Below are 19,322 nucleotides of genomic sequence, written 5' to 3'. Positions count from 1 at the left end.
CGCGGCCCGGCCGCCTGGTACAACAGGGCACGGGGACCGACGAGGGGCGGGCAGTGTGAGCACGACTACGACGACCACCACGGAGACCGGTTACCGGGACCGGGTGCGCGGAGCCCTGCTCGGCGGGGCGGTCGGCGACGCGCTCGGCTGGCCGGTGGAGTTCCAGCGGCTGGACGAGATCCGGGACCGGTTCGGCCCGGAGGGGGTGACCGGACTGCCGGGCGGCGGGCTGGTCGCCGAGATCACCGACGACACCCAGATGACCTTGTTCACCGCCGAGGGCCTGATCCGCGGCTTCGTCCGGGGCTGGTCCGGCGGCGGCGGTTCGGTGCCCGAGGCGGTGCACGGCGCGTACCGGCGGTGGCTGCTCACCCAGCAGCAGGGCGCGCCGGACCGCGAGCCGCTGCCCCACCCGTACGACGGCTGGCTGCTGCGCGAGCCGTTCCTCTACGCGCGGCGGGCGCCCGGCAACGCCTGCCTGACCGGGGTCCAGTACCACCCGGTGTTCGAGGCGCCGGTGGCGCTGGGTCAGCCCGGCCCGATCAACGCGCACTCCAAGGGCTGCGGCACGGTGATGCGCTCGGCGCCGTTCGGCCTCGGCCGGCTCGGCGCGGAGCAGGCGTTCGGGCTGGCCGCGCAGTGCGCGCAGCTGACCCACGGGCACCCGACCGGCTACCTGGCGGCGGGAGCCTTCGCCGCGCTGGTGGAGCGGCTGGCGGCCGGTACGGAGCCGTGGGCGGCGGTCGGTGAGACGGTGGAGCAGACCCGGGAGTGGCCGGCCTCGAAGGAGACGGTGCAGGCGCTGGCCCGGGCGGTGCGGGTGGCCCAGGAGTCCGGGCCGTCGGCGGAGGCGGTGGAGCGGGTCGGGCTGGGCTGGATCGCCGAGGAGTGTCTGGCGATCGCGGTGTACTGCCTGCTGGCGGGCACCGAGGGCGCCGACCCGGCCCGGGCCGCGCTGCTGCTGTCGGTGAACCACTCGGGGGACAGCGACTCGACCGGCGCGGTCTGCGGCAACCTGGTCGGCGCCGCGTACGGAGCCTCGGGACTGCCGGCCGACTGGACCGAGGCGGTGGAGGGCCGGGAGGCGCTGCTGCGGACGGCGGACGACCTGCTGGTGCTGTTCGGCAGCCGGGAGCCGGGCCATCCGGCGCTCGGGGACCGCTACCCGGTCTGACCGCCGGTCCGACGCCCCGCTCGGACGGCCCGGTCCGCCCGCCCGGTCCGCCCGCCCGGTCCGACGCCGAGCGGCCGGCGGGTCACCGACTCAGGCGGCCGGGTCGGTGACCTGGCCGAGGAACAGCGGCAGTCCGCTCGCGGTGTACCGGACCAGGAACAGGAACGGCCGGTCGATGTGCAGCCGGACCGGGTCCCGCGGCGCCGGCGCGGACGCGACCTCCACCCCGACCCCGCTGCCGGCCGCCGCGACGGTGCCCTGCTCGTCGACCCGGACGGTGGCCTTCTGCACCACCGGGCCGATCCGGAGCCGCTCGGCCGTGCCCGGCTCCGGGATGCCCGAGAGATCGGCGCCGTCCCCGAACGCGGCGGTGACACCGAGGGTCTTCAGCGCGGAGGTGAATTCGCCCCCGCTGTCGAAGCCGAACTTCGGCAGCGTGAGGTCGACCGTCCGCTCGGCGAGCGCGCCCAGCACGAGGTCCAGCTGCGCCCGGTCCAGCCCCCGCCGGAACGCCGTGAAGCCGCCCTGCGCGGGCACGATCAGATCCATCGCCAGGGTGCCTCCCGCGTAGGGGAGTTCGACGGCCTGCCAGGGTTCGCCGAGGATGCCGCCGGAGCCCTCCGCGTAACGCAGCGACTCGGCCGCGGCCATGGTCGGCACGGCCGCCTCGGAGCCGTCGAGGCGGCGGAACGGCTGGCCGGTGGTCCGCCCGGGCTCGAACGGGTGCGCCCAGTCGGCCTTGAGGTACAGCGCGTCGGTGAGCGCGAGCCGGGTGTCGGGATTGATCTGTCCCTCGGCGAAGAGGTCCTCGACCAGGCCCTCGGTGGCCTTCTCGACGACGCCGTTGACGGCCTTCCGGGCTCCCTCCGGATCCTTGCGGAAGTCGGCGGTGCGCACACCGGTGCCGAAGGCGGCGGCCAGCACCCCGAGGTAGTGCGGGTCGAGCGGGAAGTCGCGCTGGGCCCAGAGGTCGTCGGACCGCCGCAGGACGGGCCCGCCCTTGCCGCCCGGCGCGCCGGAGCGGTTCAGGGCGCCGGTGGCGAGCGCGTACTGCTCGGGGGAGAGCCCGGTGTGCAGGGCCGCGGCCAGCTGATCGGCGGTGGTGCCCCGGGCCCCGGGCAGCACCATCGCGAGGGCGGTCGCCAGCCCGGACGGCGACAGCACCAGATTGCCGCCGTCCGCGCCGGGACCGGCGGTGAGGGTGCGCAGCAGGTCGAGCCCGAACGCGGCGGTCGCCGCCGCGGTGGCGGCGACCGCCGCCGGGTCCGCCGGTGGCAGCGGGACGGGGTCGGCCCGGACCACCCCGGTCCCGCCGCCGGCGGAGCCGCAGGCGGTGAGCAGGGCCGCGCAGCAGAGCAGGAGCACCGCCGGGCGGCGGGTGCGGACGGTCGTGGCGGACATGGCTGACCTCGCCCCTGGGATCCCGGCACGGACCGGCGCCCGCGCCTCGGTGCCGGTTCGACGCACCCCGCCCGGACCCGGTTCCGGTCAGTCCCAGAGCGCGCCGAACTCCAGCAGTTCGTCCCGGTGCTCGATCCGCTCCACCCAGTCCGCCGGCCAGGCGTCGGCGCCCAGGTGGGCTCCGGCGAAGGCGCCGGCCAGGCAGGCGATCGAGTCGGAGTCCCCGGAGGAGTACGCGGCCCGGCGGACGGCGGCCACCGGATCGTCCGGGAGCAGCAGGAAGCAGAGCAGCCCGGTGGCGAACGCCTCCTCGGCGATCCAGCCCTCGCCGGTGGCCAGGCAGGGGTCGGCCTCGACGTCCGGTGCGGCGAGCCCGGCGTCGAGACGGTCGAGCACCGCCAGGCACTCGTCCCAGCCGCGGGTGGCGAAGCTCTCGGCGGTGCGGTCCTGGGCGTGCGCCGCGAGGTCGCCGAGCCAGTGCGCGGCGTAGTGGCCGCGGCGGGAGAGCGCGTAGGCGCGCAGCACGGCGGGCAGTCCGGCCGGCGGCAGGCCCTCGGCGAGCTCGCGGACGGCGTGGGCGGTGAGCTCGCTCGCGGCGAGCGCGGTGGGGTGGCCGTGGGTGAGACCGGACTGCAGCTGGGCCGCGCCGGCCAGCTGCGCCGGGGTCGGCCCGCGGACCAGACCGAGCGGGGCGACCCGCATATTGGCGCCGCAGCCCTTGGAACCGACATCGCTCGCGAGCTGCCAGCGCACCCCGGGCGAGGCGAGTCGGTCGCAGGAGCGCAGGCAGGTCATGCCGGGGGCGCGGTTGTTCTCCGGGGAGGTCGACCAGGCGAGGAACTCGGCGCGCAGCGGCGGCTCCAGTCCGTCCGGGGTGAGCGGGCCGTCCGTCAGGGCGGTGCGCAGGGCGCGGGCCAGGGCGAGCGTCATCTGGGTGTCGTCGGTGACCAGCGCGTCGTCCGGCAGCGGCAGCCGCCGCCAGTCCGGCCACTGCCACGCGATCAGCTCGATCTCCGAGAACTCGGTCCGCCTGCCCAGCGCGTCCCCGATCGCCAGGCCCAGCAGGGCCCCCGTCGCCTTGTCGCCCACGGCCCGTTCCTCCTCTTCCGTCACACCTCGACCAGCAGTTCCTCCAGTCCGCGGATCACGTAGCCCGGGCGCCACTCGGGTTCGCGGACCAGCCGCAGGCCCGGGGCGCGGCGGAGCAGGGTGCCGTAGGACTCGGTGAGCTCCAGTCTGGCGAGGGGAGCGCCGAGACAGAAATGGATTCCGGCGCCGAAGGTGATGTGCGGGTTGTCGGCGCGGGCGAGGTCGAGCCGGTCGGGGTCGGCGAAGCGTTCGGGGTCGCGGTTGGCGGAGCCGAAGAGCAGCGCGATCTCGGCGCCGCGGGGGACGGTCACGCCGCCGATCTCGATGTCCTCCAGGACCCAGCGCTCGAACATCTGCAGCGGGGTGTCCCAGCGCATCAGTTCCTCGACGGCGGTGGGCAGCAGCCCGTCCACGTCGGCGCGCAGCCGGGCGAGTTCGCCGGGGTTGCGGAACAGCGCCCACCAGCCGTTGCCGGTGGTGTTGACGGTGGCCTCGTGGCCGGCGTTGAGCAGCAGGACGCAGGTGGAGACCATCTCCTGCTCGCTGAGCGCGTCGGAGCCCTCCTGGGCCTGGATCAGCGCGCTGATCAGGTCGGTGCCGGGGGCGGTGCGGCGGTCGCGGATCAGCGCGCGGAGGTAGTCGGAGAACTCGGTGCTCGCGGTGACGGCGCGGCGGGCGGTCTCCTCGCTCGGGTTGAGCTCGAACATCCCGGTGATGTCGGCCGACCAGGGGCGCAGCAGGTGCCGGTCGGACTCGGGGACGCCGAGCATCTCGGCGATCACCGCGACCGGCAGCGGCTCGGCGACGGCGGCGATCAGGTCGCCGCCGCCGGCCGCGAGCAGGTCGTCGACGAGTCCGTCGGCCAGGCGCCGCACGGTCGGGCGCAGGCCCTCGACCATGCGGGGGGTGAACGCCTTGGACACCAGACGGCGGATCCGGGTGTGGTCCGGGGCCTCCAGGTCGAGCAGGCCGTTGTCGTTGAGGGTGTGGAACGGCTCGTGCGCCGGGTCGGGTTCGGGGCGGCCGAACTCCTGGTGGCTGAACCGGTGGGTGTAGGTGCGGCCGAGGCGGCGGTCCCGCAGCAGCGCGCCGACGTCGGCGTGGCGCGGGACCAGCCACTGGTCGGTCGCCTCGAAGTACGTCGCCGGACCCTGGGCGCGCAGTTCGGCGTACGCGTCGTAGGGGTGGGCCACGAACGCCGCCGACCAGGGGTCGAACTTCACCGTCGTCGTCATCGGTCGATCACTCCAGGCCGTGAGGGGGAGCCGGAAGGATCATCGTACGCACGCGGTCGGTCCGGCCCCAGGGGCGGAGGACCCGGCGTCGGGACGGCCTCAGTCCGGCCGTTGCAGCCGAATGCTGCCCCGGGCCGCCCGGCCGTCGAACAACCGCGCGTCGACGGGCTCCCGCGTCCGCGGCACCGGCGGACCGGCCGGGGCGAGCGGTATCCGGTCCCGGCCGCCGAGCGCCAGCAGCCAGGCGGTCGGGTCCGGCCTGGTCCCGTAGGGGCCGCCGGCCTGCTCCCAGACCCGGCGGGCCAGGCCGAGCTGCCGGTCCGTCAGCACCCCCGGCAGCGGGTCCAGCGGTGCGCCCGGCGCCAGGTACGGGTCCTGCGCCAGGACCCGGCCGACCAGCAGGGCCGCCTTGTAGCGGTCGCTGTCCACCGAGGCGGGAGCGCCGCGCGGGGCCAGCGGATCGGACCAGTCGGGGGTGTCGGCCTGCTCCAGCACCGGCGCCGCCCCGGCCCGGCGGATGCCGTCGCAGTCCAGCAGGTGCACCGCGGGCCCGGGCCGCACCGACCAGAGCACATTGGCGTGCGAGAGGTCGCCGATCACCAGCCCCAGGCGGTGCAGCCGGTCGATCAGCCGCACCAGCTCCACCGCCAGGGCCAGCCGCTGCTCCGGGTCCGGGCGGAGGACGCCCCGGGTGGCGGGCTTCTCCGGGTGGAGCAGGAACTGCGCCTCGGTGAGCCTGGACCCGCCGGAGGCCGTCCGCCAGGTCATCGAGGCGGGCGCCTCGCGCATCAGGAAGCCGACGCAGCGCGGGCCGTCCAGCACCCGGCAGAGCGGCCAGGCGGTCCGCGCGTCCAGCCGGTCCCGCTCGTCCGGTGGCAGGGCGAGCCGCAGCGCGACCAGCGCGGCCAGGGCCGGGCCGTGCACCCGCCCGGGTTCCAGGTAGCGCTTGAACAGCACGCCCGGGACGCCGTCCAGCCGTCGCACCAGGCCCTGGCCGCCCCGGCCGGCCTCGGGACCGGCGGGCAGCAGGGCGAGGCCGGCGTCCGCGCCGCCGGCCAGCGCGGCGGCGAGGTCCGGGGCGGTCATGCCGGCGCCTCCCAGAGGCAGACGACCGAGCGGTCGTCGTCGTAGCTGCGCACCCGGACCTGGGCCTGCCAGAGGAACTCGGCCAGGCCGGGCACCTCGCGGCCCCAGCGGCCGCCGAGGAAGTCCCGCAGCTCGGGCTCCTTGAGCAGGGGGAGGGCCAGTCCGTCGGTGCAGAGCACCAGCACGTCGCCGGGGCGGGTGTCGGTGATCAACGCGGCCCGGGCGCGTTCGTACGCCTCCGGCAGGCAGTCCGTCCGGGTGCTGATCAGGGTGCCCGCGCCGTCCCCGTCCGGGTCGGGGTCCAGGTTCTCCCAGCCGTCCGCGCGCAGCCGCAGCAGCCCGCCGTCGCCGACCGCGAGGAAGCCGCGGGCCGCGGTCCCGGGGCCGGCCGGTACCAGCAGTGCCCGGAGGGTGGTCGACCAGGACTTCGGCGGATGTCCGAACCGCTCTGCCTCCTGGGCGAGTCCGTCGGCCGCGGCGGCGACGATCCGGCCCGCCAGGGTGGCGAAGTCCGTCGCGGCGCCGGCCCGCAGGAGGCCGAGCAGGGTGTCCGCCCGGGGCAGGACCTGCTTGGCCAGCAGCCGGAGGATGCCGTGGGAGCCGTGGTGGGAGTGCGGTTGGGAGCCGACGCCGTCGGCGACCGCGACCAGCAGCAGGTCGTCGGCCCGGGCGACCAGGACGGCGTCCTGCCGGCATTCGGCGGCGTAGCGGTGCGAGTCGCCGCGGACGGAGGCGGCGCGGACGGTGAGCGGGCCGAACCGGCCGCCGTCCACCACAGTGTCGGGCAGCAGGACGGCGTGGAGGTCGCCGCCGCGCAGGGCCGGGACGTCGGTCGGTTCGGCGGGGTAGGCCGGGGCCTTGCGGCCGACGTGGGGGAGCGGGCCCGGGGCCCGGAACGAGGGCGGCCGGAGGACCGGGTCGGCCGCCGCCACCGGCGCGGCGGGTACGTCGGGCGCGGCCGGTTCGACCGGGCCGCCGAGCGGGGACACCGGGTCCCGCCAGGGCGTGCGGACCGCGGCCGGGCCCTGGCCGATCGGCCGCGGCAGGGAGTCCCCGGGCGTCACCCGCCCGGGGGTGACGGCGTGTCCCGCGGCGCCGTCGGCGGGTGCGGGGTGCGGTGCGGGGCCCGGTGCGGGTGCGGAGGCCGGTGCGGGGTCCGGCGGCTTCAGGTCCCAGTCCTCGTGGGACTGGGCGGCGGCATCCACCGGGTCGTCCTTGCGGGTCGGCGCGTGCTCCGGCCCGGGCTCGGGCACCTGGCCGGCCGGCGCCGGGCTCTCGTGCGGATTCATCCGGCGGCCCGGCTCAGAGCTTGTCGAGCGAGACGGTGGTGAAGCCGGACAGCTGGTCGTCGACCTGGAGGCTCATCCCGGTGCCGGCGGCGTTCGCCCCGCTCACCGAGCGCACGATCGACCGGGTCAGGCTGGCCGCGAACTCCCGCAGCGCGGGCGCCACATCGGCGTCCCCGTCCTTCTGCATGAAAGCCTTGAAGGTCGCGACCCGCGCGATCACCGCCCGGTCGGCCTCGCCGATGCCGAAGGCGATGATGTGCGGCCGGAACGCGGCGGCGAGCAGGTCCTGGTAGGGCTGCTCCCAGTCGGAGTCGGTCGGCTCGCCGTCGGAGAGGAAGAAGACCACCGGGCGGTAGACGTCGTGGCCCTCCGCCTTCAGTTCCCGCACGTCCCGGTCGATCCCCCGGCGGAGCAGCTCGAAGACCCGGCGGAAGGACGTCAGTCCGGACGCGGCCAGGGCCGGCAGCTCCTCCAGGTCGCTCAGGTCGGCGAGCGGCTGCAACTCGTGGGCGTCGGTGGAGAAACCGATCAGCCCGAACCGGGTCTTGTCGGCGACGGTCGGGTTGGTGCTGATCTCCTGGTGGAGGCTGACCAGGGCGTCGTTGAGGGTGTCGATGTGCGGGGTCATGGACGATGACTCGTCGCAGACGGCGTAGAACGGGAGGATCTGCACTGCACTTCTCCTTCGGTCGGCGGGGCGCCGGCGGTCAGCCGGTGTAGAAGTAGATCTCCAGCGAGGCGTGCCGGGGGTTGTCCGCGAGCGAGATGAAGTCCCGGGCGGTGGTGCCCCGGAACATCTCCGGACGGGCCTGCGCGAGCAGGCCGTTGACGGTGTGGGCGTAGGACTGGCCGACGCCGGGGTCGCGGTTGCTGCCGAAGGTGAGGACCACGGCGGCCTGCCGTCCGGCGTACGGCTCGGTGGCGGCGCGGATCTGCGCGGCCAGGCCCGCCGCGTCCGAGGAGTCCCCGGTCACGTCGACGGTGACCGGGTCGTGCTCGACCCCGCGCGGCCCGGTCGGGGTGGGGGCGGGGAGCGGGGCGGCGCTCGCGGTGGCGCTCGGGTCCGGGGTGGCGGTGGGCGTCGCGGTGGCCCGTTCGGCGGCCACTTGGTCGCCCTGGTCGCCCATCGCGACCAGGGCGAGCACCAGCAGCATGTCGGCGAACAGCCAGCCGACCAGGTGGGTGGCGCGGAGGCCGGGGCGCGCGGTCCGGAACCGGCCCCTCATCGGCCCTGCCCGTGCACCGGCACCTCGTCCAGTTCCAGCAGCGTCCGGTCGTCCAGGCCGCCGACCGTGCCCGGAGCGGTCTGGGCGGCGGTGTCCCGGGAGCGGGCGGCGCCCTCGTCGGGGCCGGGGCCGGACGAGGTCTTCACCATGACGATCCCCGGGGACCCGTCGCCCCGCCGGTCGGCCGCCGCGTCCGGCCGGGCCGCCGCGGCGGTGGCCGCCGAGGCCGCGGCGGCCACCCGGTCCGCCAGCGCCACCACCTCCCGGGCCAGGCCGTCGAGCCGCTCCAGCACCTGCCCGCCCACGTCCGCGACGGTCTCCGCGCCGGTGGTGAAGCCGCGCTGGGCGACCGCGAGGTCCCGCACCGCGTCCTCCACCCGCTCCCCGGCGTCCATGAGTCCGGTGCCGACCCGGTCGGTGGCCTGCCGGACCAGGTCGGCCGCGTCGGCGGCCTGCCGGCCGCTGCGGTGGACCAGGTTGTCGGTGGCCGCCGCGCCGTCCCGGACGGTCTCGGCGAGCCGGTCCCCGCTGTCCTTCACCGCCCGGCCGACGCCGTCGACGGCCCGGCCGATGCCGTCGACCGCCTTCTCCACGCCGTCGACGGCCCGGCGCAGCGGGTCCACCGCCTCGCCCGCCTCGGCCAGTCGCTGCTCGGCCCCGGCGACCGAGCGCTCGACGGCCAGCGCCGCGTCACCCAGGCCGCGCTGGGTGTCGGCGGCCTGCCGGACGAGCCGTTCCAGGGTCTCCGCCGCGCCGGTGAGCTCGGCCGTGAAGCGCTGCGGTGTCGAGCGGCGGCGTTCGTTCAGCACCAGCTGGGCCCGGGTGAGCAGCGGCGCCAGCTCCGCCAGCAGGTCCTCCGCCTCGGTCTCCGCCGCGGCCTCCCGGCGCTCGGCGCCCGCCCGGCGCAGGCCGTGCGCGACGGACAGCGCCAGCAGCAGCGCGATGAACAGGGTCGCGGACAGCGCGACGTCCCCGAAGCCGGCCCAGTCGGGCAACCGGCCCTCGAAGCCGGTCTGCCAGAGCTGGAGGAACGGCCGCGCGGCCTGCCGGGCGTCCGCGCCGATCAGCGCCCGGTAGGCGCTGCTGGCCTGCATCAGCCCGGCCCAGGTGACCAGCAGGGGGGCGAACACGAGCCCGCCGAGGGCCACTTCGGTCCAGGCCCAGAACCTCGGGGCGGGCCGGGGCCGGACCGCGGCCCGCACGCTCTCCGGCCGGACGAAGCTGTGCACCAGGTCGAGTTCCGCCCAGCGGTCCAGGTCGCCGTCGCCGGTCCCGGAGAGCGCCAGGGCCAGTGCGCGGAGCTCCTCCCGGCGGTGTGCCAGCCCGGGCCGGTCGGCCAGTTCCCGCAGTTCGCCCCCGAGCGCGGTGCGGTCCAGCAGCGGACCTGAGGTCATGAGGGCTCCTTCGTACGCGCCGCCGCGGAGCGGGCACGCCCGTGCCCCGGTACGGCGCGCGGGCGTGCCCCGCCCGCGCGGCCTCCCCCCGTGGCCGGAAACCGACCACGCCGCTCCGCGCGGCAGCGTAGCGCAGAACAGGCCGCCGGGACTTGGCAGTTCGGAAGATCGCGGCCGTTCTCGCCGGTCGCGCCGGGCGTGCGCGGGCGGTCAGCCGCGGCGGGCGGTCAGCCGTTCCACGAGGGCCGGCAGGGCGGTCGAGATCGGCTCGCGGACGACCTCCTCGGCGGCCTCGTCGAGCGGTGTCGGCTCGCCGTTCACCACGATCAGCCGGGCGCCGGCCCGCACCGCCTCGTACGGCAGCGCCGCCACCGGGTGGACCTTCAGGCTGGTGCCGACGGCGATGAACAGCTCGCAGGCCGCGCTGATCGCCGCCGCCTGCCGGAGCAGCGCGCCGTCCAGTTGCTCGCCGAACATCACGGTGCGCGGGCGCAGGATCCCGCCGCAGGCCAGGCAGGCCGGATCCGGCTCGCCCGCCGCGACCCGCTCCAGGGCCCGCTCCATCGGGCCGGTCGCTCGGCAGTCCACGCACGTCGTCTCCCGTGCGGTGCCGTGGAGTTCGAGCACCTTGCGCGGGGTCTGCCCGGCCCGCTGGTGCAGGCCGTCGACGTTCTGGGTGAGGATCCGCACCGGCAGCCCGGACCGCTCCAGCGCCACCAGCGCCCGGTGCCCGGCGTTCGGCTCGGCGGTGAGCGCGCCGCCCGCGGCCCGCATCCGCCACGCCTCGCGGCGGACCTCCGGATCGGACAGGTACGGGCCGACGGTGACCAGCCGCTGCGCGCCCGGGTCGCGCTGCCACAGGCCGTTCGGGCCGCGGTGGTCGGGGATGCCGGAGTCGGTGGAGATCCCGGCGCCGGTCAGCACGGCGATCAGCGGGTGCTCGGCGTTCATGCCCGGGACGCTACGGTCCCCGCCGACGGCCCGCCACCGAGAATCCGCCCGCCGGGGAGCACCGCGCGGCCGGGACACCGGGCGGCCGGGCCGCGGCGGATTCCGCGGCCCGGCGCCCCGGTGGTGGGTGTCAGCGTTCGACGGCCTTGGCGAGGATCTCCGGGAGGCGCTCCAGCAGGCGGCCGGCCGCGAGCCGCAGCCCGAGGGTGGCGACGGCGGCGCCGTAGAGGGGGCCGGCGAGCAGCAGCGGCCAGGTGACGGCGCCGGTGGCGAGCGCCCAGACCAGGTAGCCGACGACCGGGGCGGCGAGGGCGGCGCTGCCGAACATCGAACCGAAGCTGTTCAGCATCACCAGCCCGCCCTGGCCCGGGGCGGCGTTGCGCATCGGGCTGTTGTCGGCGGGCATGGTGTACGGCGCGAGCACGCTGAGCACGGCGCCGATCGCGAGGCCGCTGCCCAGCAGGGCGAACGCGAGGCCGACGGCGGCCGGCAGTCCGGACCAGTCGCCGGTGGCGGCGGCCAGCACCAGGGCGAGCACCAGGGTGACCGGCACGGCGTAGGAGAGGACGGCGAACGCCCGCCCGCGCAGCTCGTCCCGGGCGTCGGCCGGGGTGAGCAGGGTGGCCGCGACCATCCAGAACGCGGAGCCGTCCATGCCGAACAGGTTGAGCATCTGCAGCCCGAGGAACATCCCGGTCATCGCCACCAGGTAGACCGTCGACCAGCCCTGGACGATCGACAGCACGCAGATCACCAGCGTCATCCCGATGCTGGTGAAGACGGCGGCCTTGGCCCGCGGCTCGCGCCAGGCGTAGCGCAGGTGGCGCTGCATCACCGCGCCGGTCCGGCCCTCCGGCAGGAAGCGAGGGCCGCGTCGCGCCCGCTGGACGCCGCGGACGACCTCCACCGTCGAGGCGTCGGCGGTGACCATCAGCTGCTGCAGGCTGGCGCGCCACCAGCGCAGCAGCAGGGCCAGCAGCGCGGCGGTCGCGGCGAGCTGGAGCAGCGCGAGCGGCCACCGGCCCTCGCCCGCGGTGCGGGCCGCGTCGACGGCGCCGACGGGCGGGACCCAGCGCAGCACGGCGGCGACCGGGGCCAGCGGGCCGAGGTCGGCGCCGTTCTCGCCGGCCTTGCCGAAGACGCTCTGCGAGCCGACGTTGGCGATCTGCACCAGCAGCGCGAAGAGGAGGCCGCCGAAGACGGCGAAGTCCTTGCCGCGCCGACTGGAGAGCAGCCGGGCGTTGCCGGCGGCGACCGCGCGGGAGAGCGTCACCACGGTGAGCACCGCGAGCGGCACCCCGACCGCGCCGGCCACCGCCGAGGCGGCGCCGTGCGCGCCGGACAGGGCGGCGCCGGTGAGCAGCACCAGGCTGATCAGCGGTCCGGGGCCGAGCAGCGCGGCCAGTGCCGAGCCGCGCAGCAGCGGTCCGGGCCGCAGCGGCAGCATGGTGAGCCGGGTGGGGTCGGCGCTCTCGTCGCTGGAGAAGAGGAACAGCGGGATCGCGGCCCAGCCGAGGGTGAGCGCTCCGGCCAGCACGACGCCCGCGTCACCGGCGGCGCCGTGCTCGACGTGGTCGTGGAGGATCGTCAGCAGCAGGGCGACGCCGGTCGCGAGGAGCAGGCCGACGACGGCGCCGATCAGGTAGAGGGCGGCGCGGCCGCGGCTGCGGCGCAGCCCGTTGCGCAGCAGTCGGAGCTTGAGCGAGACCAGGGTGCGGACGACCGTCCGGTCGTCGGGGATCCCCGGTGCCGGGAGCGGGGCGGTCACCGGCAGCGGGGCGGGGGAGGAGCTCACCGCTCGCCCCCGCCGAGCCAGCCGAGGGAGTGGCCGTCGTCCTCGCGGACGCCGATCAGGTCCAGGAACGCCTCGTGCAGGCTGCGGCCGCCGCGGACGGTGTCCAGGGGGCCCTGGGCGATCACCCGGCCGGCGCTGATGACGGCGACCCAGTCGCAGAGCTGTTCGACGAGCTCCATCACGTGGCTGGAGAAGACGACGGTGGAGCCGGCCGCCGCGTAGCGCTTGAGCACGCCGCGGATGGTCTGGGCGGAGACCGGGTCGACGCCCTCGAACGGCTCGTCGAGGAAGAGCACGTCCGGGTTGTGCAGCAGGGCGGCGGCGAGGCCGATCTTCTTGCGCATGCCGGTGGAGTAGTCGGCGACCAGTTTGTCGGCGTGGTCGGCGAGGTCGAGGACGGCGAGCAGCTCCTCGGCGCGGCGGTCGACCTCGGCGCCCGGCAGTCCGCGCAGCCGGCCGTTGTACTGGAGCAGCTCGCGGCCACTGAGCCGTTCGAACATGCGCAGGCCCTCGGGCAGGATGCCGATCCGGGCCTTGGCGGTGACCGGGTCGGCCCAGACGTCGGCGCCGTGGACGAGCACGGTCCCCTGGTCGGGCCGGAGCAGGCCGGTGACCATCGACAGGGTGGTGGTCTTGCCGGCGCCGTTCGGGCCGACCAGTCCGATGAACGCCCCGGTCGGCAGCTCCAGCCCGAGCCCGGCGACGGCGGCCTGGCTCCCGAAATGCTTCCACAGGCCCTGGATGGAGACGGCCGAGGCCACGGGGGCGGTCGGGTCGGGGGACGGCGGCGGCGCCGATGCCTGCATGGCGGATCTCTCTGCTGGGGTCGGACCGGTCGGGAACCGGTGGTCGTTCCATGATCGAAACGCGCTCGGCGACAGCCTGCCACCGCCCGGACCGGCCTGTCTCCTGTTGCGATGCCCCGGGTGTGTCGGGGCCAAACGGATGAACGTCGCGGCGGGCCGCGGCGGGCGGAGCCCCGGGCGCGCGGGATCGGGAGAATCGGCAACTACTCGGGACCCCCGTTCGTCCTGCACTATGAGAGTCCGACGAACGGGGGGACTCCGTGGTCGCGCGGGGGTACCGGGAGGTGGCGGATGGCCGTTCAGCCGTGGGGTGAGCAGGAGTTCGGGGCGGCCCGGCCGCCGGTTCCGGGTCCGCCCGCGATGCCCTACCCCGCGATGCCTCCGGCCCCCGTGCCGCAGGTCGCGATGCCGCAGGCCGCGATGCCGCAGTCGGCGATGCGGGCGGCGACCGCGGACCGCGAGCGCACGGTGGACGTGCTGAAGGCCGCGTTCGCCGAGGGCCGGCTCAGCGCCGCCGAGTACGGCGAGCGCTTCGAGGCGGCCAGCGGCGCGCAGACCTACGGCCAGCTGGCCCGGCTGGTCGCCGACCTGCCGGCCGGGCCGATGGTCGCCCCGCAGATGACGGCCCCGCAGATGATGATGCCGGTGCCGGCGACCTTCCTGCCGCCGCCGGTCATGATGCCGCCGCCGCGGCCGACCAACGGGGCGGCCGTGGCCTCCCTGGTGCTCAGCCTGCTCGGCATGGGCCTGCCGGCGGTGGTGGCCGGCCACATCGCCAAGAACCAGATCCCCCGGCGCAACGAGGACGGCGACGGGATGGCCACCTTCGGTCTGGTCCTCGGTTACGTGGAGTGCTTCTTCTGGACCCTGCTGATGTTCGCGGTCGTGGCCACCGGCGGCTGAGCGGAGCCGTCCGCCGGGTGCTTCCCTTGGCACTGCCCCGGCGGATGTGGTAAAGCGGACAGAGGGACACTTCGGCGCCGGGCGGTCGCGCGCGGCCGGCCCGGCGGCATCGGGCCGAAGGCCACGACCTGCGATGTTCCATTTGTTTTGACCGAGCCCGATGCGCTAGGTACGCTCTGACCTTGTGCCTGGGGTGTCCCCGGGTCCTTGTGCGTGCATGCACACCGGTCGCCGCGCCGAGCCGGAGCGCCTTTCAGGGCGCGCCGCGCGTAGAGCGCCGTCGCTGTACATCAGCCCACGGGATTCCGTGCCGGAAAAAACCCAACACACCCGACCGCGTGGGTCGACCACGGGGCCGTGTGTGAGGGAGACACCGCAGGTTAGTTCCACCAAGCCTTGGCACACAGAAAACGGAGAAACGGTGCCTACGATCCAGCAGCTGGTCCGAAAGGGCCGGCAGGACAAGGTCGAGAAGAACAAGACTCCCGCGCTGAAGGGTTCCCCGCAGCGCCGTGGGGTCTGCACGCGTGTGTACACGACCACCCCGAAGAAGCCGAACTCGGCCCTTCGTAAGGTCGCCCGTGTGCGCCTCACCAGCGGGATCGAGGTCACCGCTTACATCCCGGGCGAGGGCCACAACCTGCAGGAGCACTCCATCGTGCTGGTGCGCGGTGGTCGTGTGAAGGACCTTCCTGGTGTCCGCTACAAGATCATCCGCGGTTCGCTCGACACCCAGGGTGTCAAGAACCGCAAGCAGGCTCGCAGCCGCTACGGCGCCAAGAAGGAGAAGTAAGAATGCCTCGTAAGGGCCCCGCCCCGAAGCGCCCGGTCATCATCGACCCGGTCTACGGCTCCCCTGTCGTCACCCAGCTGGTCAACAAGATCCTGCTGCACGGCAAGCGCTCCACCGCCGAGCGGATCGTCTACGGCGCCCTCGAGGGCGTTCGCGAGAAGAGCGGCGCCGACCCGGTCGTCACCCTGAAGCGCGCGCTGGAGAACGTCAAGCCCGCCCTCGAGGTCAAGTCCCGCCGTGTCGGTGGCGCGACCTACCAGGTTCCGGTCGAGGTCCGCCCGGGCCGCGCCAGCACCCTGGCGCTGCGCTGGATGGTCGGCTACTCGCGCGCCCGTCGTGAGAAGACCATGACCGAGCGCCTGATGAACGAGATCCTCGACGCCAGCAACGGCCTGGGCGCTTCCGTGAAGCGTCGCGAGGACACCCACAAGATGGCCGAGTCCAACAAGGCGTTCGCGCACTACCGCTGGTAGTCCGTACCCCGTCACTAGACAGAGAGAGAACGAGCCACCATGGCTGCAACCTCCCTTGACCTCGCCAAGGTCCGCAACATCGGGATCATGGCGCACATCGACGCGGGCAAGACCACCACCACCGAGCGGATCCTGTTCTACACCGGTGTGTCGTACAAGATCGGTGAGGTCCACGATGGCGCTGCCACCATGGACTGGATGGAGCAGGAGCAGGAGCGCGGCATCACGATCACGTCGGCCGCGACGACCTGTCACTGGACCGTCGACGATGCCGACCACACCATCAACATCATCGACACCCCGGGCCACGTCGACTTCACCGTCGAGGTGGAGCGTTCGCTGCGCGTCCTCGACGGTGCCGTGACGGTGTTCGACGGTGTCGCCGGTGTCGAGCCCCAGTCCGAGACCGTGTGGCGGCAGGCCGACCGCTACGGCGTTCCGCGCATCTGCTTCATCAACAAGCTGGACCGCACGGGCGCCAACTTCTTCTTCTGCGTCAAGACCATCGTGGACCGCCTCAGCGCGACCCCGCTGGTCATGCAGCTGCCGATCGGCGCCGAGGGCGACTTCGCCGGCGTTGTGGACCTGGTCCGCATGAAGGCGCTGGTCTGGTCCGCCGAGGCGGCCAAGGGCGAGATGTACGACATCGTCGACATCCCGGCCGAGCTGCAGGAGCAGGCGGACGAGTACCGCGAGCAGCTGATCGACACCGTCTCGAACGTCAGCGACGAGATCATGGAGCTCGCCCTCGAGGGCGAGGACATCCCGGTCGAGCTGCTTCAGGACGCGATCCGCAAGGGCACCCTGAACTCGGACTTCACCCCGATCTTCTGTGGTACCGCGTTCAAGAACAAGGGCGTCCAGCCCCTGCTCGACGCCGTCGTCAAGTACCTGCCGTCCCCGCTGGACATCGAGTCCATCGAGGGCACCAAGCCGGGCGACGACACCGTCAAGATCTCCCGCAAGGCGTCGGACGACGAGCCGCTCGCCGCCCTCGCGTTCAAGATCATGTCGGACCCGCACCTCGGCAAGCTCACCTTCGTCCGGGTCTACTCGGGCCGCCTGGAGTCCGGCACCTCGGTGCTGAACGCCGTCAAGGGCAAGAAGGAGCGCATCGGCAAGATCTACCGCATGCACGCGAACAAGCGTGAGGAGATCGAGTCGGTGGGCGCCGGCGACATCATCGCCGTCATGGGCCTGAAGCAGACCACCACCGGTGAGACGCTGTCCGACGAGAAGAACCCGGTCATCCTGGAGTCCATGGACTTCCCGGCCCCGGTCATCCGCGTCGCGATCGAGCCCAAGTCCAAGGGTGACCAGGAGAAGCTGGGCGTTGCCATCCAGCGTCTCGCCGAGGAGGACCCGTCCTTCCAGGTCAACACGGACGAGGAGACCGGCCAGACCATCATCGCGGGTATGGGCGAGCTGCACCTCGAGGTGCTCGTCGACCGTATGCGCCGTGAGTTCAAGGTCGAGGCCAACGTCGGCAAGCCGCAGGTCGCGTACCGCGAGACGATCCGTCAGGCCGTCGAGCGCATCGACTACACCCACAAGAAGCAGACCGGTGGTTCCGGTCAGTTCGCCAAGGTGCAGATCGCGATCGAGCCGCTCGAGCAGGCCGAGGGCTACGAGTTCGTCAACCAGGTCACGGGTGGCCGCGTGCCGCGGGAGTACATCCCGTCGGTCGACGCCGGTTGCCAGGAGGCCATGGAGTTCGGCATCCTCGCCGGCTACCCGCTCCAGGGCGTTCGCGTGAAGCTCCTCGACGGTGCGGCGCACGACGTCGACTCGTCCGAGCTCGCCTTCAAGATCGCCGGTTCGATGGCGTTCAAGGAAGGCGCCAGGAAGGCCAAGCCGGTCCTCCTGGAGCCGATGATGGCCGTCGAGGTCACCACGCCCGAGGACTACATGGGCGACGTGATCGGCGACATCAACTCTCGCCGTGGCCAGATCCGGTCCATGGACGAGCGTCACGGCGCCCGCGTCGTCACGGCGCTGGTGCCGCTCTCCGAGATGTTCGGCTACGTCGGTGACCTGCGCAGCAAGACCTCCGGTCGCGCGAGCTACTCGATGCAGTTCGACTCGTACGCCGAGGTTCCGAAGAACGTGGCGGACGACATCATCGCCAAGGCCAAGGGCGAGTGACGTCCCGACATTCGGGACGATAACGAACCCTTAGGCTATTAGGAGGCAACTCGGGAGGATCCGGCACCGGATCCTCCCGGGCCTCCGGCCCCCAACCCGCGGGACGGGACGGGGTGTCCTCCGGACAACCCGCACCAACAACCCGATCAAAGACCAACTGACGTCACTACGGCGTACAGAACTGTCCTCAGGAGGACTCAGTGGCGAAGGCGAAGTTCGAGCGGACGAAGCCCCACGTCAACATCGGCACCATTGGTCACATCGACCACGGTAAGACCACGCTGACCGCGGCCATCACCAAGGTGCTGCACGACGCGTACCCGGACATCAACCCCTTCACGCCGTTCGACCAGATCGACAAGGCGCCGGAGGAGCGGCAGCGCGGTATCACCATCTCCATCGCGCACGTCGAGTACCAGACCGAGGCGCGTCACTACGCCCACGTCGACTGCCCGGGTCACGCGGACTACATCAAGAACATGATCACCGGTGCCGCGCAGATGGACGGCGCCATCCTGGTGGTCGCCGCCACCGACGGCCCGATGCCGCAGACCAAGGAGCACGTCCTCCTGGCCCGCCAGGTCGGCGTCCCCTACATCGTCGTCGCGCTGAACAAGTCCGACATGGTGGACGACGAGGAGATCCTGGAGCTCGTCGAGCTCGAGGTCCGCGAGCTGCTCTCCGAGTACGAGTTCCCGGGCGACGACCTGCCGGTCGTCCGCGTCTCCGCGCTGAAGGCCCTCGAGGGCGACGCCGAGTGGGGCCAGAAGCTCCTCGGCCTGATGCACGCCGTCGACGAGAGCATCCCCACCCCGGCCCGCGCCGTGGACCAGCCGTTCCTGATGCCGATCGAGGACGTCTTCACGATCACCGGTCGTGGCACCGTCGTCACCGGTCGTATCGAGCGTGGCATCCTCAAGGTCAACGAGACCGTCGACATCATCGGCATCAAGACCGAGAAGACCACCACCACGGTCACCGGCATCGAGATGTTCCGCAAGCTGCTCGACGAGGGCCAGGCCGGTGAGAACGTCGGTCTGCTGCTCCGTGGCATCAAGCGCGAGGACGTCGAGCGCGGCCAGGTCATCATCAAGCCGGGTTCGGTCACGCCGCACACCGACTTCGAGGCCCAGTCGTACATCCTGTCGAAGGACGAGGGTGGCCGCCACACCCCGTTCTTCAACAACTACCGCCCGCAGTTCTACTTCCGTACCACGGACGTGACCGGCGTCGTGACCCTCCCCGAGGGCACCGAGATGGTCATGCCGGGCGACAACACCGGCATGACGGTCGCGCTGATCCAGCCGATCGCCATGGAGGAGGGCCTGAAGTTCGCCATCCGTGAGGGTGGTCGGACCGTCGGCGCCGGCCAGGTCACCAAGATCATCAAGTAATTGATGCTCTGACTCTTGACCCCTGGTCAGGATGGGCTTGGTGAGGATCCTCGGATCCTCACCAAGCCCTCTGTCTTTGTGCCGGGAACCGTCACCGGGATCGCGGTACGACGCCGGAGCGGAGCCGGTGCCCGTCCCGGCGCGGCGCGGGCGTCAAGCCCGGCGACG

General features: G+C 73.6%; 17 protein-coding genes. 6 read left to right on the top strand and 11 right to left on the bottom strand.

Annotated features, from left to right (window positions below; genetic code table 11):
* Positions 1-55: 55 nt before the first annotated feature.
* Positions 56-1,174 (top strand): ADP-ribosylglycohydrolase family protein, encoded by a 1,119-nt coding sequence (locus ACIQ9P_RS15900; RefSeq protein ID WP_402355335.1) that lies wholly within the window; start codon positions 56-58, stop codon positions 1,172-1,174.
* 90 nt (positions 1,175-1,264) lie between these two features.
* On the opposite strand, the gene ACIQ9P_RS15895 is transcribed toward ACIQ9P_RS15900, so the two are convergent.
* The 11 genes from ACIQ9P_RS15895 to ACIQ9P_RS15845 all read right to left on the bottom strand — a co-directional run bounded on the left by ACIQ9P_RS15895 (position 1,265) and on the right by ACIQ9P_RS15845 (position 13,446).
* Positions 1,265-2,575: a serpin family protein gene (locus ACIQ9P_RS15895; protein ID WP_402355333.1), complete on the bottom strand. Its 1,311-nt coding sequence runs from the start codon at positions 2,573-2,575 to the stop codon at positions 1,265-1,267.
* 87 nt (positions 2,576-2,662) lie between these two features.
* Positions 2,663-3,664 carry an ADP-ribosylglycohydrolase family protein gene (locus ACIQ9P_RS15890; RefSeq protein WP_402355331.1) on the bottom strand — a complete coding sequence of 334 codons (1,002 nt, stop codon included), beginning with the start codon at positions 3,662-3,664 and terminating at the stop codon, positions 2,663-2,665.
* Between the two features lie 20 nt (positions 3,665-3,684).
* The gene (locus ACIQ9P_RS15885; RefSeq protein ID WP_402355329.1) at positions 3,685-4,899 is read right to left on the bottom strand and encodes a cytochrome P450; all 1,215 of its coding nucleotides are present in this window, start codon (positions 4,897-4,899) and stop codon (positions 3,685-3,687) included.
* Positions 4,900-4,998: 99 nt separating this feature from the next.
* Positions 4,999-5,985, bottom strand: coding sequence for a hypothetical protein (locus ACIQ9P_RS15880; RefSeq protein WP_402355327.1), 987 nt, complete (start codon positions 5,983-5,985; stop codon positions 4,999-5,001).
* Complete coding sequence (locus ACIQ9P_RS15875; RefSeq protein WP_402355325.1) at positions 5,982-7,274, bottom strand: protein phosphatase 2C domain-containing protein; 1,293 nt, start codon at positions 7,272-7,274, stop codon at positions 5,982-5,984. The genes ACIQ9P_RS15880 and ACIQ9P_RS15875 overlap by 4 nt, the downstream gene beginning before the upstream one ends.
* Positions 7,275-7,287: 13 nt before the next feature.
* A complete protein-coding gene (locus ACIQ9P_RS15870; RefSeq protein WP_402355323.1) occupies positions 7,288-7,947 on the bottom strand; it encodes a VWA domain-containing protein in 660 nt (219 codons plus the stop codon).
* Between the two features lie 34 nt (positions 7,948-7,981).
* Positions 7,982-8,500 (bottom strand): hypothetical protein, encoded by a 519-nt coding sequence (locus ACIQ9P_RS15865; RefSeq protein WP_402355321.1) that lies wholly within the window; start codon positions 8,498-8,500, stop codon positions 7,982-7,984.
* Positions 8,497-9,894, bottom strand: a complete 1,398-nt coding sequence (locus tag ACIQ9P_RS15860; RefSeq protein WP_402355319.1) for a methyl-accepting chemotaxis protein — start codon at positions 9,892-9,894, stop codon at positions 8,497-8,499. The genes ACIQ9P_RS15865 and ACIQ9P_RS15860 overlap by 4 nt, the downstream gene beginning before the upstream one ends.
* A 210-nt stretch (positions 9,895-10,104) precedes the next feature.
* Positions 10,105-10,845, bottom strand: a complete 741-nt coding sequence (locus ACIQ9P_RS15855) for an SIR2 family NAD-dependent protein deacylase (protein ID WP_402355317.1) — start codon at positions 10,843-10,845, stop codon at positions 10,105-10,107.
* 130 nt (positions 10,846-10,975) lie between these two features.
* Entirely contained in the window at positions 10,976-12,640 is a 1,665-nt protein-coding gene (locus tag ACIQ9P_RS15850; protein WP_402355315.1) for a transporter, read from the bottom strand.
* Positions 12,637-13,446 carry an ABC transporter ATP-binding protein gene (locus ACIQ9P_RS15845; protein WP_402355313.1) on the bottom strand — a complete coding sequence of 270 codons (810 nt, stop codon included), beginning with the start codon at positions 13,444-13,446 and terminating at the stop codon, positions 12,637-12,639. Before ACIQ9P_RS15845 ends, ACIQ9P_RS15850 begins: the two co-directional genes overlap by 4 nt.
* Before the next feature lie 291 nt (positions 13,447-13,737).
* Between ACIQ9P_RS15845 and ACIQ9P_RS15840 the strand changes: the two genes are divergently transcribed.
* The 5 genes from ACIQ9P_RS15840 (at position 13,738) to tuf (ending at position 19,154) form a co-directional block, all read left to right on the top strand.
* Entirely contained in the window at positions 13,738-14,349 is a 612-nt protein-coding gene (locus tag ACIQ9P_RS15840) for a DUF1707 and DUF4190 domain-containing protein (protein ID WP_402355311.1), read from the top strand.
* A gap of 421 nt (positions 14,350-14,770) precedes the next feature.
* Positions 14,771-15,142 (top strand): 30S ribosomal protein S12, encoded by a 372-nt coding sequence (gene rpsL, locus ACIQ9P_RS15835; protein WP_014144289.1) that lies wholly within the window; start codon positions 14,771-14,773, stop codon positions 15,140-15,142.
* A gap of 2 nt (positions 15,143-15,144) precedes the next feature.
* Positions 15,145-15,615, top strand: a complete 471-nt coding sequence (gene rpsG / locus ACIQ9P_RS15830) for a 30S ribosomal protein S7 (protein WP_030393278.1) — start codon at positions 15,145-15,147, stop codon at positions 15,613-15,615.
* Between the two features lie 39 nt (positions 15,616-15,654).
* Positions 15,655-17,760, top strand: coding sequence for an elongation factor G (gene fusA, locus ACIQ9P_RS15825; RefSeq protein ID WP_402355309.1), 2,106 nt, complete (start codon positions 15,655-15,657; stop codon positions 17,758-17,760).
* Between the two features lie 200 nt (positions 17,761-17,960).
* Complete coding sequence (gene tuf, locus ACIQ9P_RS15820) at positions 17,961-19,154, top strand: elongation factor Tu (protein WP_266269924.1); 1,194 nt, start codon at positions 17,961-17,963, stop codon at positions 19,152-19,154.
* Positions 19,155-19,322 lie beyond the last annotated feature (168 nt).

The organism is Kitasatospora sp. NPDC094019 (assembly GCF_044764505.1).
In the GTDB taxonomy this organism is placed as follows: Bacteria; Actinomycetota; Actinomycetes; order Streptomycetales; family Streptomycetaceae; genus Kitasatospora.
This window is presented reverse-complemented; position numbering and strand designations above follow the sequence as displayed.